A 26,691-nucleotide genomic window follows, 5' to 3' on the forward strand; every position below is an offset into this window, starting at 1 on the left:
GCTTTTTTGGATCGGGTATAAAAGAAAAAAGCACAGCCACTAAGACTGTGCTTTCATTTAACACTATCATTCACTCAACTATGGCTTATTCTGCTTCTGCCACTACTTCCTTCACTTCCGGAATCATACGCTTCATCATGCCTTCGATGCCGGCTTTGAGCGTAATCATGGAAGAAGGGCAGCCTGAGCAGGAACCTTGTAACATCAGTGTAACCGTACCTTCGCTGTAGTCTTTAAACTGGATAGCGCCGCCATCCATTTCTACTGCTGGTTTCACATAGTTTTCAAGTAATTCCTTAATACGTTTTACCACATCGCTGTCATCTGCACTTACCGTATTGGTGGCGGAAGTTTTGGTCACCACCACTTCATCCTCATTCACAACAGGACGGTTATCCTCCAGGTATTCTTTCAGGAAAGCTTTTACTGTAGGGATAATATCGTTCCAATCCGTTTCCGGAGTTTTTGTTAAAGTGATAAAGTTAGCCATGATAAACACACCTCTGATGAAAGGGAAGCTGAACAGCTCCACTGCAAGCGGGGATGGTTTGGCACTGGCTTCATCCGGAAAATCAATGCTTTTGCCTGGATACAACAGTTTGTTTGCCACAAACTTCATTGTTTCCGGGTTAGGCGTCATTTCTGTGTATATGCTGATAATGGGATTTCCTGTTTTAATCATTGTATCCAATTTTACGCAACAAAGGTAACCTTTTTAGGGGAGTTTTCCCCGATGGAATTCCTGTTTAGGGATCGAATTTTACAATATCATTATAGGGAAAAATGATTTCTCTATTAATATTAAAAATAATCGTGATTTATTTATTCCACATCCTATATTACTTTTGTGGTACATATGCAAACAGTTAAAACGCTTAAAGCACGCAAACGCATCGCGTTAATCGCACACGACCACAAAAAAGCAGAGCTGATTGAGTGGGCTACCTACAACAAAACTGTGCTCAGTCGCCATGAGCTGTATGCTACCGGAACCACCGGCAAGCTGATAGAGGAGGCGCTGGACGTTTCTGTTCGTAAACTGCTGAGCGGTCCGCTCGGGGGCGACCAGCAAATTGGCGCACTGGTGGCCGAAGGCGCACTGGATGTGATCATTTTCTTCTGGGACCCGATGGAAGCACTCCCACATGACCCGGATATTAAGGCCCTGCTACGCCTGGGCGTGGTGTGGAATATCCCGATTGCAAACAATCGTTCTACCGCTGACTTCCTGCTTACGTCGCCGCTGATGCACCAGGACTACGAAGTAATCCTGCCGGATTATAAGCAATATCTCGCCAGAAAGGTATAACAGCAGCCAATGGCAGCTAACATCAATTATTTTCCGTATTTTAATAGAAAGGTTCGGAATGCGATTGTTATGCTCCATTATTTGTTGCTGTCTGCTACTCAATAGCTTCGCACAGTCAGACTCCACAGTTCATTTGAAATCGGGTGTGCCGGTCAAACCCTTTGGCGACACCCTGTTTTTCATCTATAATCAGATCGGGCCCCTTGTGCCCGCCGAACGCGTCGCTCAGATTGAGCGGAAAATAAAGCGGCTGGCGGAAAATCCGCTGTTCAGCCCCGATTCCCTGTTTATATCTCCCAATGAAGCCAACCTGGATGTGAGTTATGGAGACGTAATTCTGTTCTCGGTAACAGCCAAAGACTCTGCAGTACTGCATCTCAGCAAAGACTCCATCGCCAGGTATAACACCGCCCGTATAGGCAGCGCCGTTAGCAACTACCAGCAGGAGTTTGGCTGGAAAGCACTACTACACCGCTTTTTATGGCTGGCAGCGGTACTCATCGCCTTTACAGGCATCGTGATCCTTATCAATTTCATTTTCCGGAAGATAAAGCTGCGGCTGGTGAAACGGAAGGAAAGTTTGTTCAAAGGCCTGCACGTCAGCGGGTACGCCCTCATGAACCCTTCCCGGCAACTGGCATTTGCCTTTACGATACTGCGTATCATCCGCATAGCCGTTATTCTCCTTATATTATACCTCACCCTTCCCATCATATTCAGCATTTTCCCCTGGACAGAAGGGCTGGCAGATACACTCCTGCACTGGACACTCGACCCGCTAAAAGCCATACTGACACAAACACTTGCCTATCTTCCCAAATTATTAACTATACTGGTGATATACCTGATCACCCGGGGACTGGTGCGACTGGTGGGATTCCTGTCAAAAGAAGTGGCTAACGGCAACCTGGTGATCAAAGGCTTTTATGCGGACTGGGCAAGGCCCACGGCCAGTGGCATCAAGTTCCTCCTGTATGCATTCATGTTCGTGATCATTTTCCCATACCTGCCGGGCTCGGACTCCAAAGTGTTTCAGGGGGTATCCGTATTCCTGGGCATCCTGTTTTCACTGGGATCTTCTTCAGCTATTTCCAATATCATTGCGGGTTTCGTAATTACCTACATGCGGCCATTCCGGATCGGCGACCGTATCAGGCTGGGAGAAATCACCGGGGACGTCATCGAAAAAAGCCTGCTGGTAACGCGTTTACGGACCATCAAAAATGAAGAGATTACCGTACCCAATGCCAGTATTCTAAACGGGCATACCATCAATTACTCTACTTCCTCGCAGGACCTGGGCCTGATTCTCCATACCACCGTTACCATTGGCTATGAGGTACCCTGGAACATCGTGCATGAACTGCTGATAAAAGCCGCCATGGTTACGGACGGTGTAATAAAAGACAAGGCACCGTTTGTACTCCAGACTGCTTTAAACGATTTTGCCGTTGCCTATGAAATCAACGTATACACCGACCAGCCTGGGAAAATGGCGGTGATTTACTCTGAACTACACCGGCAGATACACATTGCGTTTAATGAAGCAGGGGTAGAGATCATGTCACCAAACTATTACGCACACCGCGATGGCAACCACTCCACCGTGAGTGCGGACCAGCTGCCGAAGGACTATCAGGCCCCACCTTTTAATGTGAACATTACCGGGAAAGATTAAGCAAAAAAACTGCTAATCAAATAATTAAACACTCTCCGCATACGTTTTCCTATTTTCGCATTTCACGGATTTAACAGACGAAGATGTTGAAGCAATTAATAGCTGGCGCAATCTTATGGATAGGCCTGATGCAGCAGGTATGGGCACAATTGCCACCCAAAAGGGAAATGAGGGCGGTGTGGATAGCCACGGTAGAAAATATCGACTGGCCATCCCGGCGTGGGCTCAGCTCTGATCAACAAAAGCAGGAATTCATTAACCTGTTGGAACAGGCCCGCAGAAATGGCTTGAACGCAGTGGTGGTACAGGTTCGCCCGGTAGCAGATGCGTTTTATATGTCGCCTTACGAACCCTGGTCTGAATACCTCACCGGCACCCAGGGCCGGCCGCCTTATCCATATTACGATCCGCTCGCTTTTATGATTGAGGAAACGCACAAACGCGGCATGGAATTCCATGCCTGGTTTAACCCTTATCGTGCAGTCTTCAACGTTAGTCGCAGCAGCGTGAGCGCTGAACATATCACCCGCCGTAATCCGCAATGGTTCCTCAACTACGATGGTAAAAAATATTTTGATCCTGCACTGCCTGAAGTACGGGAATATGTTACCAATATCATCCGTGATGTGGTAAAACGCTATGATGTGGACGCCATCCACTTTGATGATTATTTTTATCCGTATCGTGCGCCTGGTAAAGAGTTTCCGGATAACAACTCCTATCGCACCTATGGTGGCAATATGAACAGGGACGACTGGCGCCGCCACAATGTGGACCTCATCATCGAAATGCTGAGCAAGGCGATCAAGGAAGAAAAACCCTATGTAAAATTTGGTATCAGTCCGTTTGGCGTTTGGCGCAACCGCGACCGCGATCCGGAAGGTTCGTATACCCGTGGGGGTATGTCCAACTATGACGATCTCTATGCCGACGTGGTGAAGTGGCTGAAGAAAGGCTGGATAGATTATGTAACACCACAGCTATACTGGGAAAGAGGGCACCGCCTGGTTGCCTATGAAATTCTGCTCAACTGGTGGAGCCAGCATGGATATGATAAGCATGTGTATATCGGCCATGGCGTGTATAAAATTAACAGCAACAGCATCTGGCGCAATCCGAATGAAATTCCTTTGCAGATAGAAGAAGCACGGACACTCAACACCGTGCAGGGAAGTTTCTTTTACAGTGCCAAATCATTTGCCGGTAACCCGCTGGGCATTGAGGATACGCTGCGCAATCACCTGTACAGGTATCCGGCATTGATTCCTACCATGCCGTGGCTGCCGAATACAGCACCAGAGGCCCCTTATTTCGTGGATGCCTTTGAGCGCAGCTGGGGATTGGAAATTCACTGGTCCGATAATGATACACTGGCCCATACGAAACAATATGTACTATACCGGTTTGCAGAAAACGAGGTAATTAACCTCACCGACCCTACGAAAATCATCGCGATTGTACAGCAGGCGCCGGATCCTGAGTTCAGGGACTTGTCGTATGTGAAGGGGAGAGGTTATACGTATGTAGTAACTGCGCTGGATCGGCTGCAAAACGAGAGCCTGGCCAGCGAACCGCTAAGGGTAAGGCCCGGCGTCAAAACGATGTTTGAGTTCGAGCCTTAACCACAACGATTTTGCCGGTGCATTTAGAAAATGAATGCACCGGTTTCCATGTCTATGGCAGTGCCGGCGGGCGCAGGTGATAACGAGCGAAATGCATCCGCAGGAACGAGATTCACGGTACTGTTTACGATACTGCCTGCAATGATACCTCCGCCGATGGAAGACCATAGAACGGCCGCATTTCTGCCTCGCGCGTTGGAGAGGTATTTGGTTACGATATAACCATCCTGGTAGCGCGATATTGGCACCACGGTATAGCCGATGTGCCTGGCTATGGCTCCATTTTTCACGAAGCCCCAGCAGTTGATCGTATTTCCACCTTTCCCCACTACCAATATTTTTCTTTTCTTTTCGGTCACATCAAATTCAGCTATGCTAGGTTTATTGGCTTTGAATTCCGAAAAGGTCATATAAACTCCATCTTGCAGGGAATCTTTCAGTGCCGGGATGTTTCTTTTGGCCGTATAGCTGTTAAAGATTCCTTCTATTGTGAATGCAGCTGTATTTTGGGCTATTGCATCATCAACGTTTGCCAGGGTGCTTTCCATCAGTTCCTCTATAGCTTTGGCGATATTGGTTTTGTGTTTATGGGTAACGTCCAGGCCGCCATTGTTTCTTACAATATCTGCGGTGGCCAGTTCCAGGTATTTACTGCCATCAAGTGTGCCATAGGTGGTTCCTTTAAAGCGGATGTACGCTTTCTCGCTCGACATACCTGTTTTTTCAGCGATCCGCAGTGCTTCTACCACCATTAACACGCGTACACCATTTGGCTCGAATATATGGCTATAAGCGCTGTTGATATGGTTTTGCAGGTAAGCCGTAACTGGCTGATCCGGTTCCGCCACTACCACGCTGTTACCGATTCCTTTCTGCGCATAGCCAATGTGTGAGCTGTCCCAGAGGAATTGCACGACCTGTATACTGCTAATACCTTTTGAAGACACTGCATTGAGCGTTCTTTTACTGTCGCTGAGCTTGATTGTTTTTTTAGATACGCTTACTGTATCGGAATACATGGTGTCCTGCGCAAAGGTGGCGACTGCAAAAAGTAGCAGGGCAGGCAAGGCCACTAATTTCATTTTAACAGGCATAGTTATATTATTATAGATATAGGGAGATGTTGGCGTTTCGTTACAAAGATATCAAGAGAAATGAATGTTGTTATGCTACTTCCGGAAAACGGCACAACGAGCGTGATACCTACGGCACATACATATATTATTATCTACCTATTATTATTTTCACACATACTACTAGATAAGTTTGTATTTCTCAAACCCGCCACTGTATGATATTTTGCTCATTTCTGGTCGATTATTAGCATTTGGTTGCTAAAAAAATATTCAGATTTTAGCTTTACCCCTGCTTCAGCTGGCTCCAGGGGGCTTTGCGCAACTCCATTTTTTCAAAAAATTCAAACCACATCGGGTTTTATTTTCAATTTTTCTAAATTTTAGCCCTATAACAAATGTTTGTATAAAAAAAGTCGCATTCCTTTAGTATCTTTAAACCGTTCCCGAAAAATATCGTACACCATCACCCACGGCGCAAGTCAATGGGGGAAGTGTGCCTAAGAATTAAATATATCAAATCAATGGATGAAGTGAAGCAAACGCAAGGTTTATACCGTCCTGAATTCGAACATGATGCCTGCGGAACAGGTTTTACCGCTCATATTAAAGGGCGTAAATCCCACCAGATCATCAGTGATGCGCTGACCATGCTTGAAAACATGGAGCACCGCGGTGCCTGCGGCTGTGAGCAAAACACTGGAGATGGTGCAGGGATTCTGCTTCAGATGCCACATGAGTTTTTTTATGATGAGTGTTTGAAACTGGGTATCCGCTTACCAGAATTCGGAAAATACGGTGTAGGGATGGTTTTCTTCCCTAAGGAACCACGTTGGCGCGAAGAGTGCCGTGAAATCCTCCAACGCGCTGCTGAAAAGCTGGGCCTGGAAATTCTTGGCTACCGCAAGGTGCCTGTGCGTCCCGATGGTATCGGTGAAACCGCCCTTTCTGTAGAACCTGAAGTTGAGCAGGTATTTATCGCCTGCCCTTATCATATTAGTGATGCCACCGCTTTTGAACGTAAGCTGTTTGTATTGCGCAACTACATCTCTAAAACTGTTCGCAATTCCATCCCTAAGGAAAAGGCTTTATTTTATATCGCTTCCCTTTCTTATCAGACCATTGTATATAAAGGCCAGCTGACTACCTACCAGGTACGTCATTACTACCCTGACCTGTCTGATGAGAAAATGGTATCCGCGTTCGCGCTGATCCACTCCCGTTTTGCAACCAATACATTCCCAAGCTGGAGCCTCGCGCATCCTTTCAGATATATTGCCCACAACGGTGAAATCAATACCCTGAAAGGTAACCTCAACTGGCTCCGCGCCGGCGAAAGAGATTTCGTTTCCAAATACTTCTCCAAAGAAGAACTGGAAATGCTCCTGCCTATCGTGGAAGACGGCCAGTCCGACTCCGCCAGCCTGGATAACGTGATAGAGCTGCTGACACTTTCCGGTCGCTCCCTGCCGCATGTAATGATGATGCTCGTTCCGGAAGCATGGGACGGCAACGAAGACATGGACCCGCTGAAGAAAGCATTCTATGAATATCACGCCTCTCTGATGGAACCATGGGACGGTCCTGCGTCTATCTCCTTCACAGATGGTAAAATCATCGGTGCTACCCTCGACCGTAACGGTCTGCGCCCAAGCCGCTTCGTGGTTACCAAAGACGACCGCGTGATCATGGCTTCTGAAGCAGGGGTACTGCCTATTGATCCAAAAAACATTAAAGAAAAAGGCCGCCTGCAGCCTGGTAAAATGTTCATCGTGGACATGGACCAGGGCCGCATCATCGGCGATGAGGAACTGAAACAGCAAATCTGCTCTCAGCAACCTTACGGCGAATGGCTGAATAAATATAAAATCCGCCTCGAAGAACTGCCTGAACCACGTGTAACTTTCTCTCACCTGGAACATGAGCAGATCTTTAAATACCAGCGTGCTTTCGGTTACTCCACCGAAGACATGAACACCATCATCGCGCCTATGGCCATCGATGGTAAAGAGCCGGTAGGCTCCATGGGTACAGATGCACCACTGGCCGTACTCAGCAATCAGCCGCAGCACCTCAGCAGCTATTTCAAACAGCTGTTCGCACAGGTAACCAACCCGCCAATCGATCCTATCAGGGAAAGACTGGTAATGTCGCTCGCCACTTTCGTGGGCAACAACGGTAACCTGCTCGACGAAGATCCGCTGCACTGCCACGGTCTGGCACTGCGTCATCCTATCCTCAACAACTTTGAGCTGGAAAAAATCCGCAGCATTGATACCGGTTTGTTCCAGGCTAAAACCCTGCAAACCTACTTCAAAGCAGATGGTAAGCCAGGCTCCATGGAGAAAGGACTTGCACGCCTTTGCCGCTACGCGGTAGACGCCGTGGAAGACGGTTTCGAGGTAATCATCCTCTCTGACCGTGCCATCGACTCCGAGCACGCCGCTATCCCTTCACTGATGGCCGCCTCCGCAGTACACCACCACCTGATCCGCAAGGGTTACCGTGGCCAGGTAGGACTGATCGTAGAAGCCGGTGACGTGTGGGAAGTGCATCACTTTGCCTGCCTGCTGGGCTTTGGCGCTACCGCCATCAACCCATACCTGGCACTGAGCACCATCCGTGACCTGAAAATCAACGGTAAACTGGACACCGACCAGGATACAGATAAACTGAAGAAAAACTACATCAAAGCTGTTTGCGATGGCTTGCTGAAAGTATTCTCTAAAATGGGTATCTCTACCCTGCAATCTTACCAGGGTGCGCAGATATTCGAAATCCTCGGTATCAGCCAGAACGTGGTGGATAAATACTTCACCGGCGCCGTTTCCCGCATCCAGGGCCTCACTACAGATGATATTGCCCGTGAAACACTGGCAAAACACTGGATGGGCTATGGCCGCAAAGAAACACCGGTACAGCGCCTCACTGAAGGTGGTGTATACCAGTGGAAACGCAAAGGAGAGTTCCACCTCTTCAATCCAAATACCATTCACCTGCTGCAATTGGCTACCCGTATGGGCGATTACAGCACGTTTAAAAAATATTCCAAAGCCGTAAACGACCAGAGCGAAAAAGCAGCTACCCTCCGTAGCATGTTCACGTTCAAGCGTACACGCCCTTCTATTTCCATTGATGAAGTAGAACCTGCGTCCAGCATCATGAAACGTTTCGCTACCGGTGCTATGAGCTTTGGATCTATTTCCCACGAAGCGCACTCCACACTCGCTATCGCTATGAACCGCATTGGCGGTAAAAGCAACACCGGTGAAGGGGGAGAAGATGAAATCCGTTACGAGCAACTGCCTAACGGTGACTCTATGCGCTCTGCTATCAAGCAGGTGGCAAGTGCCCGCTTTGGCGTAACCAGCTACTATCTGACCAATGCAGATGAACTGCAGATCAAGATGGCACAGGGCGCTAAACCTGGGGAAGGTGGTCAGCTGCCTGGTCATAAGGTAGACGACTGGATCGCGAAAGTAAGACACTCCACCCCAGGTGTAGGTCTGATCTCTCCACCTCCACACCACGATATTTACTCTATTGAGGATCTGGCTCAGCTCATCTTTGACCTGAAAAATGCCAACCGCGCCGCCCGTATCAGTGTGAAGCTGGTATCCAAAGCAGGCGTTGGTACCATCGCTGCCGGTGTGGCCAAAGCACACGCCGATGTAGTACTGGTATCCGGCTTCGACGGCGGTACCGGTGCATCACCAATCAGCTCTATCAAACATGCAGGGCTGCCTTGGGAACTCGGTCTGGCTGAATCTCACCAAACCCTCGTAAAAAATAAACTCCGCAGCCGCGTGGTGCTGCAAACCGATGGTCAGCTGAAAACCGGCCGCGACATCGCTATCGCTACCCTGCTGGGTGCAGAAGAATGGGGTGTAGCTACCGCCGCACTGGTGGTAGAAGGCTGTATCATGATGCGTAAATGCCATGTAAACACCTGCCCGGTGGGAGTTGCCACACAAGATCCTGAGCTGCGCAAACGCTTCACCGGCGATCCGCAGCACGTGGTAAACCTGTTCAACTACCTCGTGGAAGAACTCCGCGAAATCATGGCCGACCTCGGATACCGTACCGTTAATGAAATGGTAGGACAAGTAGACAGCCTGCAGATGCGCGAAGACATCAACAACTGGAAAACACAGAAACTGGACCTGAGCCCAATCCTGTACAAAGAACCAGCTGCTGCCGAAACAGGGCTGTACAAACAGGAAGAACAGGATCACGGTTTACGCGAAGTGCTCGACTGGCAGCTGCTCAAAGTAGCACAGCCTGCACTGGAAAAGAAAGCCCGCGTTTACCACCAGTTCAATGTTAGAAATACTGACCGTACTATCGGTACCATTTTATCAAACGAAATCACTAAACGCTACAAAAGCGAAGGTCTTCCGGAAGATACCCTTCACTTCAAATTTACAGGTTCCGCTGGTCAGAGCTTTGGTGCATTCACCACCAAAGGTCTGACGCTGGAGCTGGAAGGTGAAGCCAATGACTACTTCGGAAAAGGCTTGTCTGGCGCCAAACTGATCCTTTATCCAAGCGGAGAAGCAGGCTTCAAGGCGGAAGACAACATCATCGCCGGTAACGTGTGCTTCTACGGCGCTACCTCCGGGGAAGCCTACATCCGTGGTAAAGCAGGCGAACGCTTCTGCGTACGTAACTCCGGTGCTACCGTTGTAACCGAAGGCGTGGGCGACCACGGCTGCGAATACATGACCGGTGGCCGCGCAGTTATCCTCGGCGAAACCGGCCGCAACTTTGGTGCAGGTATGTCAGGCGGTATTGCCTTCGTATACGATGTGAAAGGCAACTTCGCCAACCACTGCAACCGCGATATGATCGACCTCGATCCACTGGATCAGGAAGATGTAGCAGCACTGCAGGACCTGATTACTAAACATCACGCCTATACGAACAGCACCGTTGCCAAGTTTATCCTGAAAGACTGGGATAACCAACTGCGCCACTTCGTAAAAGTGTTCCCTAAAGAATACAAGGCAGCACTGAAAGCAGGCAAAGCATTAGGTCAGAAAGTAGGCCACTAGTAACAATTAACATTCATCATCAAAATATCCCTTGCTGTTAAAGGGACTTTGTGGAGGCTATTATGGGTAAACCTACAGGATTCCTGGAATTTACACGCGAGCTGCCCGGGAAATCAGATCCGCGGGAAAGAATAAAACACTACAACGAGTTTGTGGAGCGTTTTGCTGAACAGAAACTGAATCAGCAGGCAGCCCGCTGCATGAACTGCGGCGTGCCTTTCTGCCACAGCGGATGCCCGCTGGGTAACGTGATTCCAGAGTTTAACGATGCTGTATACCGCCAGGACTGGCAGGAAGCATACGAAGTACTGACATCTACCAATAACTTTCCGGAATTCACCGGCCGTATCTGCCCTGCACCTTGCGAAAGCGCCTGCGTACTGGGTATCAATCAGCCACCGGTAGCTATTGAAGAGATAGAAAAAAATATTATCGAAATCGCATTCGAAAAAGGCCTGGTGCAAGCCAAAGCCCCAAGAGTGCGCACCGGTAAAAAAGTAGCCGTAGTAGGCTCCGGCCCCGCAGGCCTTGCAGCCGCAGCACAGCTGAACTACGCCGGTCACCAGGTAACCGTGTTTGAACGCGACGATAAACCAGGAGGCCTCCTCCGCTACGGTATTCCGGACTTTAAACTGGAAAAATGGGTGATCGACCGCCGTATCAAAGTGATGGAAGAGGAAGGCATCACCTTCCAGTGTAATACTAATATAGGCGTTACCGTTAATGCCAACGATCTGTTGAGAGAATTCAACGCAGTGGTCCTGGCCGGTGGGTCAACAATTCCACGCGACCTCAACATTCCTGGCCGCGAACTGAAAGGAGTACATTATGCAATGGACTTCCTGAAGCAGCAAAACAAGCGTGTGGCTGAGCTCAGCGTTGAAGGCGCCGATATATTAGCTACTGGCAAAAATGTTGTAGTAATCGGTGGTGGTGATACCGGTTCCGATTGTGTGGGAACCAGCAACCGTCACGGCGCTATCAGCATCACTCAGCTGGAATTATTGCCTAAGCCTCCGGGCGAACGCACAGATTATATGCCTTGGCCTACTTATCCAATGGTGCTGAAAACATCGACTTCCCATGAAGAAGGTGCTGACAGACACTGGGCCATCGCTACCAAAGAGTTCATCGGTGATGAAAACGGCCACCTGAAAGCCCTCCGCCTGGTAGACCTGCAATGGTCCCTCAGCCCGGATGGTCGCCCGGCTAAATTCACCGAAGTACCAGGCTCCGAAAGAGATGTTCCCTGCGAACTCGCTTTCCTGGCAATGGGCTTCGTTCACCCACAACACGTGGGCATGCTGGAGCAACTAGAAGTTGAAAGAGACGAAAGAGGTAATGTCAGAGCCTCTGAAAAGCAATACCTGACATCCATCCCTAAGGTGTTCACCGCCGGCGATATGCGCCGTGGTCAGTCACTGGTGGTATGGGCCATTAGCGAAGGTCGCGAGTGTGCGAGAAAAGTAGATGAGTTCCTGATGGGAGCCTCCCAGCTGGAAAGTAAAGACCATTCGTTACAAGCCATGGCTTTGTAACAGGCGATTATCGTTGATAATCAACCTGTCCGAATCATATTACAGCTTCGGCTGTTTAACTTTTCTCATAAGCAGGTTTAGATTTTGTTGTAACCTTCAGTCGGGCCGGGTTTTTACCCGGCCTTTTATTTTTATATCGGGAGATGTAATAGCTGCCTTAGCAGAAACAATAAGGCTATTCAGCTATTTCCCGTTTCGCCGGCACACAGAAAAAATACCTTTACGTCGATTTATTAAACTGCAATGACCGCAGCTGCGAAACGCCATGCTTACAGCGGTAATATCGCCATACCGGGAGTGGTAATGCAGCTATGCCTGCAGCCGCAAAACGGCAATGCTTACAGCCGTAAAACCGCCATGCTTGCAACGGTGAAACGGTAATGCCTGCAGCTGTAGAGCCGGAATGCTTCCGGCTCAAGACGTAAACATATGATGAAAAAACTGCTGTGTATCTGGTGTATGATGATGAACTGCTGTGTAACCATAGCGCAGCAACAAACGCCATCTCCCCTGATTATTTATGCCAATACTTATCAACAGGGGCTTTACCATTCCTTCCGGGAATTTCAGACTAACGCTCCCTCCGAAAACGGCAACCTCGTGATCAAAGACCGCAGCAGCGCCGCACAAATGTACCTGCTGGCGGATAAAAACCAGCTCGTCATCCGTGATGGAGCAGGGGAGCGCAAGGTCAAAGATTACTGGGGCTACTGCGATGGCCAAAACCTCTACGTGCACGATAATGGCCTTAATAAAATCATCGAAACCGGTTACTACTGCATCTACTACCAGCAACGTATGCAGCCCGCCGCCCGTAGCTACAATCCCACGGCCATGACCACCGGCCCCATGAACGTGTCCGTGCAGCTCTACAAAGTGATCAACATTACCACCGGCGAAATCCTCGAATTATCCGCCTATAACCTCAAAAAATATATACTTCCGCAGGACCCCGAACTACTACAGGAATTCCGGACAGATAAAGAAAAGAAGGATAAACTACTCTATTATGTGCGCCGGTTCAACCAGCGGAACCACCCCGTTATATAGACTCCTGGCCATAATTACAGAAAAAAAGTATGCCCGTTACCGTATTTAACGTATTCTTGCAGCTAGCGTCATAACCCTGTGCCCCAGGTATGAAATTTGTATGGGCCTTTAGGTGGCCCTGACTTTGCATGACACAATCCTGTTTTGGAGTAAACTATAAACGCCTTTGTGCGTTTTAATTCTGTAATTAACATACCCGAAAAAATCACGTGACAGAACCTGCAGAAACCGGAGAACATCACAGCCGCCCCTGGTGGAAATGGATATTATGGATAATTGTAGCGGTGCTCTTACTGCCCGTTATGGTGCTGCTTTTGCTTCAGATCGACGGGGTACAGAATTATCTCCGTCAGCAAGGGGAATCCTATCTCCAGAAAAAATTAAATACCCGCGTTAAAATTGGCTACCTCAGAGCCAGAGGATGGCAGTACCTGGAACTCAGAGACGTATTTGTGGCAGATACCACCAATAAGGCGCTCTTCTATTCCCGCTCCCTGAAAGTACACTACAACCTGCTTTCCCTGCTGAATAACGAGGTAAAGATCGATAAGCTCCAATGGGACTCCGTACTGGTAAATGCTTACCATGTAAACGATTCTACCTTTAACTTCCAGTTTGCCATAGACGCATTTGTATCTCCCAAACAAACACCCGACACACTGGATAACTCCAGCGGTACAACGTTGCAGTTCCTCCTGAAAGATATTTCCCTGACCAACTTCACCGTGCGTTTTGATGATACTCCCGGTGGAATGGACGCGGTGCTCGTTTGGGAAGAAATACACCTCGACCCGGACGACCTCCTCCTCGACGATGGCCTGTATTCTTTCAGAAATATTAAAGTAGATGGCCTCAAAGGTTATTTCCGCCAATATTACATTCCCGCTAAAGTAGCGGCCGCTGCACCACCGCCACAGCCGGCAGATACCAGTACCGCCTCCATGCACCTGCTGCTTAAAAAACTAAGCATTACCAACAGCTCCTTCCAATTCAGCAGCGATGGCATCGGCATTAACACCGCCTGGAAAGTAGGCCACCTCCTGCTGTCCAACTCCAGCTTGGACCAGGACAGCACCCGCATTCAGGTAGGAGAGCTGAAAATAGGAGGCACCTCCGGCATGGTATTACTGATGCCTGGCAAAGATACCACACCCGCCCCCGTAGATACCTCCAGCAGCCCGTGGAAGCTGGTAGCTACCACCATCAACCTGGAAAAACTCGCTGTCAGATACGATAACGGAGCCCCGCCACCAAAAGCGGCTGGCCCGGACCCGGATTATAACCATATGCTGCTCACCAATGTATCTACCAGGGTTGCTAACGTGAGATATCAGCCCGACAGCATCAGCGCCGTCCTAAAATCACTCACCGCCCGCGACTGGTCCGGCTTCACAATTAAGAAGGCCAACATGGATGTTTTATTCACCCCACAAAGCCTGGTGCTGAAAAACTTCCTGGTGCAAACCAATAAAAGCGTACTGCGTAAACGTATAGCCGTTACCGTTCCTTCCTGGTCCGATGTATCCAAAGACATAGACAAGATCGGTATCGACGCTGAACTCGATTCCGTTCGTGTAGCACTGGGCGAATGGCTCGGATTTGTACCCGACGCAAGGAAAAACAAAAACTTTGCCCCACTGTGGAATAAAGACCTAACGTTATCGGCTATACTAAAAGGTACCCTCGGGCAGCTGAACATAAAAAGCTTTTATGCCAACGACCATGGTGGCAACATCATTAAACTGGAAAACGGTCAGGTGAGTCACGCCACAGATGTGGATAAACTCAGTGCCAACCTGCCCAGCCTCTACATTCAATCCGGAAATAAACCGCTGCGCTCCTGGCTGCCTCCGGGCACCTTGCCGGATACGCCACGCCTGCCTGAAAATATGCTCATTACCGGCTCTTTCCTGGGTGGCATGCAAAACATGAACACCAACCTGAAACTGAAAAGCGACTACGCCAATGCAGAAGTGAAAGCACGGCTGGTGAATATCATGGATAGTGTACGCAGCAGCTACACCATTAATGTACCCTACCTGCATGTACATCCCGGTAAACTGCTGTTGGATACCACCTACGGGTGGATCAACGGTAAACTCTCCGCTACCGGTCAGGGCTATACGATCACCGGTATGGTAGCCAATGCGGACGCCACACTATACGATGCTACCTATAACGGCTACACGTACCACGATGTAAACGTACAAGGCTCCATTGATAAAGGAGAATTTTCCGCCTCCGGCGAAAGCCAGGATACCAGTATTACCGCCACCTTTGCGGTAAGCGGGGCTCTCGGAGATTCTACCATCCACAATATAAAAGCGGATGTGGACCTGGTAAAAGCAGATCTGTTTACCACAAACTGGTATGCCGATCCACTTACCCTCATCGGTAAACTTCAGGCCGATTTCCCTACCATCACACCACAGCAAATTGTGGGTAGCGCCTTCCTTACCCAATGGCAGATACAGACAGAAGATAAAGTGATCCCGCTGGACACTGTTTCTATTGTGGCGCGCTATGATAGCCTGCAATACATCGACCTGCGTACGCCACTTGGAATAATTAACACATGGGGGCAATTTGATTACAGGAAGATAGGAACCGCTTTTGCGAACGTGATCGCGAAACCACTGGAGCCAGCCGATTCAGGGAAAATTATCGTACCGCCTCCTGGCCAGCTGCTGAGCTGGTACGCCTCCCTCACCTGGCCACGCAGCCTGGAATCACTGGCCCCCGGCCTCCGTATAGATGAACCAATGATCCTCCACGGACATTTCAACAGCGACAGCAGTCTGCTGAAAATCCACGCGGATGCACCTAAAATTGTATACGATTCCCTCCGGGTCGACAGCCTGTTAATAACGGCCAGCATACTGGACACCGCCTTGCAGGCAAACGCTTCACTGGCGCATTTATACCATCCTACATTCCCGCTGTATCATACAGAAATTGCTGCCCACGCGGATACCGGCCTCGTGAACTTCGATATGGTGCTGCGCGACAGGGCCTATAAAACTAAATATAAACTCGGCGGACTCGTGAACTTCCTGCCTGATAATGTGCTGGAGCTTTCGCTGAAACCAGGACTCATACTGAACAGGCAAGAATGGGTAGTGGATGAAAACAATATCGTACGCCTGAAAAACAGTATGCCTGATTCGGCCAATATCCGCCTGTCAAACGGAAATCAGTCCATACACCTGCTTACCCGGCAGGACACGGCTACCACACCGGCGCTACAGCTTAAAATACAGGACTTCCAGTTATCCACACTTACCGCCCTGGTGGCAACGGATACGCTGCTGGCAAACGGCCTGCTGAATGCGGACGCCAATGTGCGCAACTGGGACAAAAGTCCGGTCATAGATGCGAAGCTGAAAATCGATAGTCTCGTAGTTAAAAGTACGCCACTAGGCACCCTGGATGCTACGGTAAATAACCCGGCACCAAATCAATATAAACTGGATGCTACCCTCGCCGGTGCCGACAATAACATGAACGTAACCGGCACTTACGATAGCACCATCAATGCGCATATCGATATCGGCAACCTGAACATGAAAGCGCTGGAGCCATTCACCATGGGTAGCATGAGCAGCATGTATGGCGCTATTTCCGGGAAATTTGATATCACTGGAACCACCGCATCTCCCAAAATACTGGGTAACATGCATTTTAATAATGCCGGTGGCGTAGTGAGCTTCCTCGGCGCTAACCTCCACCTGCCAGACGAAGATATCCTCATCGATGAAAAAGGAATTGCTTTTAATAACGTGGTAATTGCAGATAGCCTGAATAATGAGATGGTGATGAACGGCCGAATTAATACCCGCGATTACTCCCGATTCAACTTTAATCTCAATGTAAATGCGGAAAACTTCATGGCCCTTGGTCCGCAACAGAATAAAGAACAGTGGGTATGGGGCCCTGCTTTTATCGACAGTAAAATCCAGATTCGTGGTAACCTCGATCTGCCACGTATAGACGCTACCGTTAAACTCCGCGATAAATCCAGCATTACCGTTATTCTGCCACAGGAAGAGCCTGGCGTGGCCGACAGGGAAGGAGTTGTGGAGTTTGTGGATATGAGCAACCCGGTAGATTCTGCATTACTGCGCCGCCAGGATAGCATCAAATACCAAAATCCGAGGCTCAAGGGAATTAACTTCAGCGGCGTAGCAGAAATAACACCTGCGTCTACCATAAAAATTGTGATAGATGAGCAGAACGGCGACTTCGTACAAGCAAAAGGTACTGCCAGTATCAACGCTACGCTCGACCCCAGCAGCAAAATGAGCCTCACCGGTCGTTATGAAATTGAGGAGGGAAAATATGAGATGTCGCTCAACCAGCTGATTAAACGTTCCTTCGATATTCAGAAAGGTAGTGTGATCACCTTCAATGGCGACGCTATGAACGCCGACCTGGACATTACCGCCAAATACACGGTGAATGCACCTGCCATTGATCTCGTGCAGGACCAGCTGGGCAATATGGATGCACAAAAACGTAATACCTATAAACAACGTATTCCGTTTGAAGTGTACCTGATGATAAAAGGCAACCTGAAAAAACCTGATATCAGCTTCCGCCTGGATATGCCGGAGAAAGAGCGGAACGACTTCGATGGCTCCGTATATAACCGCATCAAACAAATTAACCAGGTACCATCTGAATTGAATAAGCAGGTAATGGGCCTACTGGTACTCGGCACCTTTATTCCGGATGATCCGATGAATACACTGGACAATAGTGGCGGTGGCGTAGGACAGGCAGCGCGCAACAGTGTGAGTAAAATTCTCTCCCAACAACTCAATAATTTTGCAGGCAACCTGATCAAAGGTGTGGACCTGAATTTTGACCTGCAAAGCAAAGAAGATTACTCCACAGGTAGCGCCCAGGAACAAACGAACCTGAACATCGGTGCCTCTAAAAATCTGTTTAATGATCGCCTCACGGTATCTGTGGGCTCTAATATTATGCTTACCGGCAACCAGCAAAGTGCCAGCTCACTGATTGGTGATATATCTGTAGAATACAAACTATCCAAGGATGGTCGCTACCGTATCAGGGTATACCAGCGTAACGACAGCCAGTCCGTTATCGAAGGGCAGCTGGTGGAAACAGGTGTGGCATTTATGTTGGTAATGGATTACGATGAATTCAGAGAAATACTGCAACGTTCCAAATCCAAAACAGAAAAGAAAAAATTGCGTGCCGACAAGAAAAAAGATAATGCGGAAAAGAAATAGTCATATCATCACCTGTATTTGTTTTATTGCCATCCTGGTAATAAGCGGCTGTAGCACAACTCGCACTGTGCCTGAGGGCGACAGATTGTATACAGGCGGCAGCGCAAGCTGGAAAGGAAAAAATAAGCCGAAGGACTATTCTTATCTTTCCGACGGTTTGAACAGCAGGATAAGACCTAAGCCTAACAGGCGTTTCCTCGGTATGCCGATTAAACTTTGGTTGTACAATCTCGGAAAAGAACCGAAAGGAAAAGGCCTTAACTATCTCCTTAGAAAAAAATGGGGGGAGCCCCCTGTACTGCTAAGCCAGGCTAAACCTGAATACACCTCGGATGTACTTGAACAATACCTGGTAGACAATGGATATTTCCAGGCTGTGGTTACATCTGAAGTAAAAAATAAGGGTAGTAAGAAGGCATCTTTACAATATAACGCAGAACCGCACCATCGTTATACCATCAAAAAAGTAACCTTTATAACCGACAGCTCTAATATTGGTAAAAGCATTGCTGCTACAGCAGGAGAGAGCTCACTGATCGTAGGGAAATCTTATTCCCTGGACTCTATCAAAGCAGAACGTAACCGCATACACGCCATTCTTAAAGAAAAAGGTTATTACTATTTTACACCTGATTACCTGATTGTACAGGCGGATAGTACAGAAAACGGAAAGGTAGATCTCTATGTAAAAGTCAAAAATACTACTCCTATAACGGCTTTGCGGCCTTATAAACTGCATGATGTTATTTTGTATCCGGACTATAGCCTGGAGAATGACTCAACCGCTACTACCGGTACGCCTGTTAACTATAAAGGCATTTATGTGATTGATTCCGCTAAGCGGTTTAAACCATTTGTGTTCGACAAATCCGTGTTCCTTCGCCCGGATAGTGTGTACCGGCTTAGTTCACACGATATCACGCTGCAACGATTGATTAACCTCGGTGTATTTAAGTTCGTGAAAGGCCAGTTCAGAGTGGTACGGGATACTTCCAGGCACAATTTTGAAATGGGCAATCCTAATGCGCCGGCTAATCCTGATGGTACTATCAGGGATAGCAGTAACCGCACTTATGGTAACCAGGTGGCTTATGGTGATACCACCGGCAGAAGAAGAAACGACAGCACTTCCTCCAACAGGAGAGATACTACTGGTCGCGGATTTTACAATACCTACGGTAATTACTACGCTACTTCCTCTTCAGATACCGGCTACCTGGATGCAAGATTTTACCTGACGCCTTATCAGCGGAGATCCTTACAAACAGAGCTCCGTGGCACTTCCAAGTCCAATGGTTTTGTTGGTTCGCAAATTTCGGTAACTGCTAAAAACAGAAACTGGCTGCACGCTGCAAACCTCCTGGAAATTGGTATCAGTGGTGGTCTGGAATGGCAAACCGGTAATAAAAGCTCCGGTGGGTCCAACTCTTATTCTTTAGGGGCAGAAGTGGCGGTAACTATTCCGCGTTTCTGGACGCCATTTGGCCTTAACCTGCGAACACCTTATGTACCGCGTACCCGTATAAGTGCCAGTTATGATTTGTACAGTCGCTCCGACTTGTATAACCTTAACGCCTATACGGTGCAGTTACAATACCTCTGGCAACGTACGCCTTATCTGTCGCACTCCTTTGCACCGGTAGCGATTACCTACGTATTGCCTACCAAAACAACACCTGCCTACGACAGTATACTCGCCAATGACCCTAGTCAGCGTGCCGCTATTTCCAAGCAGTTCATTTTAGGAGGAAATTATACCATTACTTACAATAACCAGGCGCCCAACCGCGTGCATAGTTTTTATGCCAGCGCCAACCTCGACGTATCTGGTAATATTGCCGGTTTGATTATTCCTAAATCTGGTGATACTACAAAGAATATCTTTAAAAATCCATTTGCACAATACGAGCGACTTACGCTGGAAGGCCGCTACTACTGGCAGTTAGGAAAGGGCAAACAATGGATTAACCGCCTGTATATGGGTTATGGTATCCCTTATGGCAACAGTATTACCGGTATCAGCAACTCGCTGCCTTTTGTGAAACAATATTTCACAGGTGGTAGCAGTAGTATCCGTGCCTTCCGTGCGCGTACGCTGGGTCCGGGCTCTTATCACAATCCACAGGTAGACTCCTCCTCTTTATTAGCAAATGAAGCGGGTGATATTAAGCTGGAGTTTAACTCAGAGGTTCGTTTACATATTGCGAGTGTATTCAACTTTGCTGCGTTTGTGGACGCGGGTAATATCTGGTTACAACGTGAGGAGCCATTGAAACCTGGCGCACAGTTTAAACTAAAAACCTTCTACAAGGATATAGCAGTGGGCGCCGGTGTCGGTTTAAGAATTGATGCCTCGATTGTGGTGGTGCGTTTTGACCTCGCATTCCCGCTGCGTGTACCATACAACCCGGAAGGAGAGCGTTGGGTATTAGATGATATCAAAATAGGAGATCCCGACTGGAGAAAGAAAAATCTGATATTGAATATCGCGATCGGATATCCGTTCTAGTATTTTGCGTGTATTCGTAAGCGTTATAACGCTTACGAATACACGTTTATTGAATTTATAACACGTCTTTCAGGTGTTTATAGTTAGATTTTACGGCATCAAAAACATCTTCGTACCTGCCGCTCAGAATTAGTTTCCCCATCCATAGTGCGAATCCTTTCATTTGTCCGAACTCTACTTTTGGCGGCATGGCCAGAGAGCTGGGGTTGGTAAATACATTCACCAGCACCGGACCTTTCGTGTTAATAACAGTTGTCATTATCTGATCCGCTTCTTCCGGCTTATGTATGGAGAAGGCATGGAAACCCATGGCTGCGGCTACAGCCGCAAAATCAGGATTTATCATGTCTGTTTGCCAGTCGGGCAGGCCAGCCACTTCCATTTCCAGTTTTACCATGCCCAGGGAGCGGTTGTTGAACACAATTACTTTCACGGGGAGGTTATACTGTTTGATGGTCATGAGGTCGCCCAGGGTCATGGTAATACCACCATCGCCGCAGAGGGCATATACTTCGCGGCCGGGGGCGGCGAGTGCTGCGCCAAGCGCTTGTGGCAGGGCATTGGCCATGGAGCCATGGTTAAAGGAGCCTAACAATACCCGTTCGCCGGTGGCATGCAGATATCGGGCTGCCCAAACGTTGGTCATGCCGGTATCAACGGTGAAAATAGCGTCGGTAGCGGCTTTCTGATCGATTAATGTTGCGATGTACTCCGGGCTGATGGCTTCTTCCTTGCCCTGGTCTGTTACGTAGGTCTGGAGCTTTTTATCTACTTCCTGGTGAAATTCCCGCATGGCGTCCAGGAACTCGCGGTCTGTTTTTTCCTTCAGCAGTGGGAGCAATGCTGTTAACGTGTCCTTGATATCTCCACAGAGGCCCAGTTCCAGATCAGCGCGGCGACCGAGGCGTTCCGGCTGTAAATCTATCTGCACTAATTTTTTATTGTCGGGTATGAAAGGTGTGTAGGGGAAGTCAGTACCAAGCAGCAACACCACATCCGCTTCGTGCAGGCTTTTATAAGCGGAGGCGATGCCCAGCAGCCCCGTCATGCCTACCTCATTAGGGTTGTTATACTGAATACCCATTTTAGCACGAAATGAATAGGCTACGGGCGCTTTCAGCACATTGGACAGTTGTACTACCTCATCATGTGCCGCGCTGGCGCCAATGCCGCAATAGATGGCAATTTTACCGGCGTTATCCAATATCTCTTTTAAAGCATTTAACTCCTCCTCAGCAGGACGGATAATCGGTTTGGGGTGATACAACCTGGTGGAGGTGGTAATCTCCACTGCATCCGAAGCGGCTACATCGCCGGGAAGTCCGAGTACAGCTACACCTTTGCGATGTACCGCGTGTTGCAGTGCTGCCTGGAGCATACGCGGTGCCTGTTCTGGCGTGGTGGCTACCTGGTTGTAGCAGCTGCAGTCGTCAAACAGTTTGATGGTATTCGTTTCCTGGAAATAGCCACTGCCAAATTCGGTGGTGGCACAGGTAGATGCTAATGCTATCACCGGAGCACCGGAGCGATGGGCATCGTACAACCCGTTGATCAGGTGTACGTGTCCGGGGCCGCTGCTACCGGCACAGCAGCCGATTCCCAGCAGCTGCGCATCAGCACCTGCTGCGTAGGCGCCCGCTTCCTCGTGCCGCACGTGTATCCACTTGATGCGCCCATCGCGGCGCACGGCATCGTTGATATGATTGAGGCTATCGCCAGTTACTGCATAAATCCGTTGTACACCGGCATTTGCCAGCATGTCTACTATCTGGTCGGCAACTAATTTTCCCATATAATTTGAAGGTTTTACAGATTGGATTCCTTTTATAATGGAAAACGCCGGGCCGGCCGCATTGTTCGGCCGGGACTTATTATCAGAACATTACTTTTTTTTATTATTTTTATCCGGCGAAAACCTAATACTACTGCATGTTCACTACGATAAAACAGATTGCGTTTATTGCCATGGCAGGTATGTTGCTTTGCTGCACTGCCTGTAGCAAAAAAGTAACGCAATCCGGTAAAGCATCTTACTATGCTGATAAATTTGATGGTCGTAAAACCGCCAGTGGTGAAACATTTCACCAAAACGCCATGACGGCTGCTCACCCCAGCCTCCCGTTTGGCACCCGCTTAAAGGTGACCAACCTGGCAAATGGAAAAACGGTGAAAGTCCGCGTCAACGACAGGGGACCTTTCGCAAAAGGCCGCATCATTGATCTCTCCAGGAAAGCCGCCAGGAAGCTGGGTATGATCAGCACCGGTGTTGCCACAGTAGAAATCAAATACAAAAAGAGGAAAGGGTAAGCCTACAGCGCATGCGTAGCATCCTGTCAATTTCTCATTCCATTGTAATTTTTGATGAATGAAATTGCATTTAGCGCCGGCAGCGCTTTTATTTGCTGTATATCAATCGAAAGAACAATGAAAAAGAATTGGTTATTGCTGGCACTGCTGATGGCGGCTGCCACCCCTGGTGTTTATGCACAAACTCCACAGGCCGACTTACCCGGCTTTACAGCCTACGCTGATCCCGAAGAAGAACATGTAAAAATCAGCCAGCGCAATGGCGTGGTAGGCTGGACCGATAAAGATAATACCGTCAATTTTTATTTTCACGTGGCCACTCCTGGCATGCTCAAAGTAGCGCTGACAGCCAAAGCGGACGGTGAAAGTAAAATTGGTGTGAAAGTAAACGGGGTAGAGAAAACGGTTACGCTTAACAACAGTGGCGACTATACGAAAATACCGGCCCTTGAAACGAAGATCAAAACCCCTGGCTTCTATTGTGTTTCATTGAGGGGCATAGAAAAAAAGGGAAATGTTTATGCAGATGTGAAGTCCGTTAATCTGGAAGGCACCGCGGTAAAGGATATTCAATATAATCCGAAACCCTGGCGCAGAGCAGCCTCTGTGCATCTGGGCTATCCCGTGCCTGCCGGTAAAAATGTAGAGTGGTTTTATGGAGAGATAAAAGTGCCCGCAGGCGAAGATAAACTCGGCACCTACTTCATGTCTTGCGGTTTCCACAGAGGTTATTTCGGGATGCAGGTGAACTCTCCAACAGAAAGACGTATTATCTTTTCCGTTTGGGATGCAGGCGGAGAGCCGGAATCCAGGGATAAAGTAAAGTATGAAGATCAGGTGGTGCTACTCGCTAAAGGCGACAGCGTGGATGCCAGTGGCTTCGGCGGTGAGGGCACCGGTGGTCATAGCCACTGGGTGTATAACTGGAAAGCCGGTGATACCTATCGCTTCCTGATGCACAGCGTACCTGAAGGAACACATACTACCTATACCGCTTACTTCTATGTGCCGGAGCACAAGGAATGGAAACTGATTGCCAGCTTCAGGGCGCCTAAAGATGGGAAGTACATGGGGCACCTGTATTCTTTCCTGGAAAATTTCTCCTTTGAAAACGGGCACCTGGGCCGCAAGGGCTACTTTGGTAATCATTGGATCAAAACCGATACCGGTGAATGGATAGAACTCACACAGGCTAAGTTTACCAACGATGCTACTGCCAAGGCAAAAGATCGTATAGACTTTGGCGGTGGTTCCGAAAATGGCTGGTTCTACTTGTGGAATAGTGGCTTTAAACCTGCCAATGCGCAGTACGGGGACATGTTCACCCGCCCGGCAACTGGCCAGCAGCCAGATATTCATCTCCCTAAATTCTAATTATTGATGGCCGCAGGCGTAAGAAATTATTAGATGCTATGCCTGTGGCCATTTTCAGAATCCCCGCCTGGTAGTACAGCCGGGGATTTTTTCACACAAATTATCCTATTTAGTCTATAGGCTTACAAGGAGCAGGTTATTTTTTAACCTACCTTTCCTGGTTTCATTTTTCGGAATAAATTATCAACAAAACAAAATCTTAATTTAGGCGTAGAATTTGGATCTTCCACCAACAAAACAAGGCAATTGAATATGGCCAATAAGAAAATACTGCCTATTCCTCAGGTACTGGATGTATTAAACCCATTCAAAGTAAAAAAGCGGCGGATTATGAACTATAATCCAGCCGTTCCTACTGCCATGAGGACGCCGGTAGCCGAATCACGAATTACCGTATTCAATTACAGCCCGAATAGCCTGGAAGAAAAAACCCTGAAGTCGGTATCCGAAACATATCCCTACATGGTTTCCGAAAATATTACGTGGATCAATGTGGATGGGATCAAAAAAGAAGAGGTGCACGCCATTGCCTCCTGCTTTATGATACACCCGTTGCTGGAGGAAGATATTATCAGCGTAGGGCAGCGTGCAAAAATGGATGAAATAGGAGAACAACTGTTTTGCCTACTCCCCATGATGTACTATAACGCGGAATCATCCGCCATAGAACAGGAGCAGGTAAGCATTGTGCTGGGAAAAAATTATGTGATCTCTTTCCAGGATGATCCTACCAGGGACCTGTTTGATCCTATCCGTGAAAAACTACGTATAGCCACTTCCCGTATACGCAACGGTTCTTCCGATTACCTCTGTTATTCCTTAATTGACATTATTGTGGATAACTACTTTGTGGTACTGGATAAGCTGGGAGAAAGGATTGAGCTGATGGAAGACCTCGTGCAACACTATCCGAATACCAAAACTATGGCGCGGATCAATTTTTTAAGAAGGGAAGTCCTGTTGTTCAAACGCTCCATAGTACCGGTGCGTGAACTGGTAAACGGATTTATGAAAAGTGAAAGTGACGTGCTGGAAGACAGAGATACGAAATACTTCAAGGATGTATTTGACCACATTGTACAATGTACGGAGCTGGCCGAAACTTACCGGGAGATGGTGCTGAACCTGCAGGAAATGTATCATACACAATTAAATCTCAAGTTGAATGAGATCATGAAAGTGCTGGCAGTGGTTACCACCCTGATGGCACCACTGACGCTACTCGCAGGCATTTACGGGATGAATTTCGATAACATGCCCGAAATCCACACCCAGAATGGCTATTTTATTACCCTCGGTGCAATGGGATTTATGCTGCTGTTTATGATCTGGCTGTTCAGAAAGCGGGGCTGGTTCTAGGCTTTCTTTTTATAGATCGGCACGGTGGAACAAGGTTCGCCATACATGATGCTTTTTACTACCGGGCGCAGCAAACGGGTGATTTCTGCAAAGGCCACCTCGCTAACACGCTTATCCCCACATCCTTTTATCACAATACGTTTATCGGTAAAGTCCGTCAGGTTAATGGCATTAAGGTTGCGCAGATACAGGGTGCTGTATATAAACTCGGCATTCCCAAATGCAGCATAGGCAGCTACCGGTTCCAGGTTGGTCATTACTAACATATAGGCCCACATAGGGATCACGGTATCCACGCTACAAACAATTCCCACGTTTTTTCCACGGTACTGTTCCCAGTCGTGCGACTGCAAAGCGGCCCTGAAATCCTTCTCTTTCAGGATCATTTCCATGAAAAGGAAGGGTTTTAGGTCAAAAATCACAATTTCTCCCTGTGGATAAAACTGTTCCAGGTCTATTGTTTCGATTCCGCTCTGTGCTACTTTATTTACGATTTCTTCCATTTTTCCGCATTTAGAGTACAAATTTACGAAATAGCGCTCACGTTAATTGTCACCATA

The 26,691-nt window shown here is 48.2% G+C and carries 16 protein-coding genes; 12 read left to right on the forward strand and 4 right to left on the reverse strand.

Translation table 11 applies throughout. The features are described from left to right. Positions 1-85: 85 nt before the first annotated feature. On the reverse strand, positions 86-682 hold the full coding sequence (locus KW844_RS01125) for a NifU family protein (RefSeq protein ID WP_073082557.1): 597 nt from the start codon (positions 680-682) through the stop codon (positions 86-88). Between the two features lie 174 nt (positions 683-856). On the opposite strand from KW844_RS01125, the gene KW844_RS01130 reads away from it, so the two are divergent. The 3 genes from KW844_RS01130 (at position 857) to KW844_RS01140 (ending at position 4,609) form a co-directional block, all read left to right on the forward strand. Next, positions 857-1,309, forward strand: a complete 453-nt coding sequence (locus tag KW844_RS01130; protein ID WP_218374870.1) for a methylglyoxal synthase — start codon at positions 857-859, stop codon at positions 1,307-1,309. Between the two features lie 145 nt (positions 1,310-1,454). Beyond that, positions 1,455-2,987 (forward strand): mechanosensitive ion channel family protein, encoded by a 1,533-nt coding sequence (locus KW844_RS01135; RefSeq protein WP_218374871.1) that lies wholly within the window; start codon positions 1,455-1,457, stop codon positions 2,985-2,987. Between the two features lie 83 nt (positions 2,988-3,070). Next, positions 3,071-4,609: a glycoside hydrolase family 10 protein gene (locus KW844_RS01140; protein WP_218374872.1), complete on the forward strand. Its 1,539-nt coding sequence runs from the start codon at positions 3,071-3,073 to the stop codon at positions 4,607-4,609. Between the two features lie 23 nt (positions 4,610-4,632). On the opposite strand, the gene KW844_RS01145 is transcribed toward KW844_RS01140, so the two are convergent. After that, a complete protein-coding gene (locus KW844_RS01145) occupies positions 4,633-5,703 on the reverse strand; it encodes a hypothetical protein (protein WP_218374873.1) in 1,071 nt (356 codons plus the stop codon). Positions 5,704-6,206: 503 nt separating this feature from the next. Between KW844_RS01145 and gltB the strand changes: the two genes are divergently transcribed. The 6 genes from gltB (at position 6,207) to KW844_RS01175 (ending at position 21,091) form a co-directional block, all read left to right on the forward strand. After that, positions 6,207-10,736 carry a glutamate synthase large subunit gene (gene gltB / locus KW844_RS01150; protein ID WP_218374874.1) on the forward strand — a complete coding sequence of 1,510 codons (4,530 nt, stop codon included), beginning with the start codon at positions 6,207-6,209 and terminating at the stop codon, positions 10,734-10,736. A 62-nt stretch (positions 10,737-10,798) separates the two neighbouring features. Next, positions 10,799-12,274 carry a glutamate synthase subunit beta gene (locus tag KW844_RS01155; RefSeq protein ID WP_218375188.1) on the forward strand — a complete coding sequence of 492 codons (1,476 nt, stop codon included), beginning with the start codon at positions 10,799-10,801 and terminating at the stop codon, positions 12,272-12,274. A 243-nt stretch (positions 12,275-12,517) separates the two neighbouring features. Further along, positions 12,518-12,655 carry a hypothetical protein gene (locus KW844_RS01160; RefSeq protein WP_218374875.1) on the forward strand — a complete coding sequence of 46 codons (138 nt, stop codon included), beginning with the start codon at positions 12,518-12,520 and terminating at the stop codon, positions 12,653-12,655. Positions 12,656-12,703: 48 nt separating this feature from the next. After that, positions 12,704-13,324 (forward strand): hypothetical protein, encoded by a 621-nt coding sequence (locus KW844_RS01165; protein ID WP_218374876.1) that lies wholly within the window; start codon positions 12,704-12,706, stop codon positions 13,322-13,324. A gap of 209 nt (positions 13,325-13,533) precedes the next feature. Continuing rightward, positions 13,534-18,582, forward strand: a complete 5,049-nt coding sequence (locus KW844_RS29360) for a translocation/assembly module TamB domain-containing protein (protein ID WP_218374877.1) — start codon at positions 13,534-13,536, stop codon at positions 18,580-18,582. A 202-nt stretch (positions 18,583-18,784) separates the two neighbouring features. Further along, positions 18,785-21,091, forward strand: a complete 2,307-nt coding sequence (locus KW844_RS01175; RefSeq protein ID WP_218374878.1) for a BamA/TamA family outer membrane protein — start codon at positions 18,785-18,787, stop codon at positions 21,089-21,091. 55 nt (positions 21,092-21,146) lie between these two features. Here KW844_RS01175 and KW844_RS01180 read toward each other — a convergent pair whose 3' ends face one another. Continuing rightward, positions 21,147-22,883: a thiamine pyrophosphate-dependent enzyme gene (locus tag KW844_RS01180; RefSeq protein WP_218374879.1), complete on the reverse strand. Its 1,737-nt coding sequence runs from the start codon at positions 22,881-22,883 to the stop codon at positions 21,147-21,149. A gap of 137 nt (positions 22,884-23,020) precedes the next feature. Between KW844_RS01180 and KW844_RS01185 the strand changes: the two genes are divergently transcribed. From KW844_RS01185 to corA, 3 genes are all read left to right on the forward strand, one after another. Further along, the gene (locus KW844_RS01185; protein WP_218374880.1) at positions 23,021-23,398 is read left to right on the forward strand and encodes a septal ring lytic transglycosylase RlpA family protein; all 378 of its coding nucleotides are present in this window, start codon (positions 23,021-23,023) and stop codon (positions 23,396-23,398) included. A 117-nt stretch (positions 23,399-23,515) separates the two neighbouring features. Continuing rightward, positions 23,516-24,772, forward strand: a complete 1,257-nt coding sequence (locus KW844_RS01190) for a DUF3472 domain-containing protein (protein ID WP_218374881.1) — start codon at positions 23,516-23,518, stop codon at positions 24,770-24,772. Between the two features lie 252 nt (positions 24,773-25,024). Continuing rightward, positions 25,025-26,131 (forward strand): magnesium/cobalt transporter CorA, encoded by a 1,107-nt coding sequence (gene corA / locus KW844_RS01195; protein ID WP_255578093.1) that lies wholly within the window; start codon positions 25,025-25,027, stop codon positions 26,129-26,131. On the opposite strand, the gene KW844_RS01200 is transcribed toward corA, so the two are convergent. Further along, positions 26,128-26,634: a DUF2480 family protein gene (locus KW844_RS01200; RefSeq protein ID WP_218374883.1), complete on the reverse strand. Its 507-nt coding sequence runs from the start codon at positions 26,632-26,634 to the stop codon at positions 26,128-26,130. The genes corA and KW844_RS01200 overlap by 4 nt on opposite strands. Positions 26,635-26,691: the final 57 nt, after the last annotated feature.

The organism is Chitinophaga sp. sic0106, assembly GCF_019219075.1.
Classification (GTDB): Bacteria; Bacteroidota; Bacteroidia; order Chitinophagales; family Chitinophagaceae; genus Chitinophaga.

Excerpts from the sequence above, each read along its gene's own strand:
- KW844_RS01125 (WP_073082557.1), bottom strand. The coding sequence starts at position 682 with ATGATTAAAACAGGAAATCCCATTATCAGCATATACACAGAAATGACG.
- KW844_RS01130 (WP_218374870.1), top strand. The coding sequence starts at position 857 with ATGCAAACAGTTAAAACGCTTAAAGCACGCAAACGCATCGCGTTAATC.
- KW844_RS01140 (WP_218374872.1), top strand. The coding sequence starts at position 3,071 with ATGTTGAAGCAATTAATAGCTGGCGCAATCTTATGGATAGGCCTGATG.
- KW844_RS01145 (WP_218374873.1), bottom strand. The coding sequence starts at position 5,703 with ATGCCTGTTAAAATGAAATTAGTGGCCTTGCCTGCCCTGCTACTTTTT.
- gltB (WP_218374874.1), top strand. The coding sequence starts at position 6,207 with ATGGATGAAGTGAAGCAAACGCAAGGTTTATACCGTCCTGAATTCGAA.
- KW844_RS01155 (WP_218375188.1), top strand. The coding sequence starts at position 10,799 with ATGGGTAAACCTACAGGATTCCTGGAATTTACACGCGAGCTGCCCGGG.
- KW844_RS01160 (WP_218374875.1), top strand. The coding sequence starts at position 12,518 with ATGACCGCAGCTGCGAAACGCCATGCTTACAGCGGTAATATCGCCATA.
- KW844_RS01165 (WP_218374876.1), top strand. The coding sequence starts at position 12,704 with ATGATGAAAAAACTGCTGTGTATCTGGTGTATGATGATGAACTGCTGT.
- KW844_RS01175 (WP_218374878.1), top strand. The coding sequence starts at position 18,785 with ATGCCGATTAAACTTTGGTTGTACAATCTCGGAAAAGAACCGAAAGGA.
- KW844_RS01180 (WP_218374879.1), bottom strand. The coding sequence starts at position 22,883 with ATGGGAAAATTAGTTGCCGACCAGATAGTAGACATGCTGGCAAATGCC.
- KW844_RS01185 (WP_218374880.1), top strand. The coding sequence starts at position 23,021 with ATGTTCACTACGATAAAACAGATTGCGTTTATTGCCATGGCAGGTATG.
- KW844_RS01190 (WP_218374881.1), top strand. The coding sequence starts at position 23,516 with ATGAAAAAGAATTGGTTATTGCTGGCACTGCTGATGGCGGCTGCCACC.
- corA (WP_255578093.1), top strand. The coding sequence starts at position 25,025 with ATGGCCAATAAGAAAATACTGCCTATTCCTCAGGTACTGGATGTATTA.
- KW844_RS01200 (WP_218374883.1), bottom strand. The coding sequence starts at position 26,634 with ATGGAAGAAATCGTAAATAAAGTAGCACAGAGCGGAATCGAAACAATA.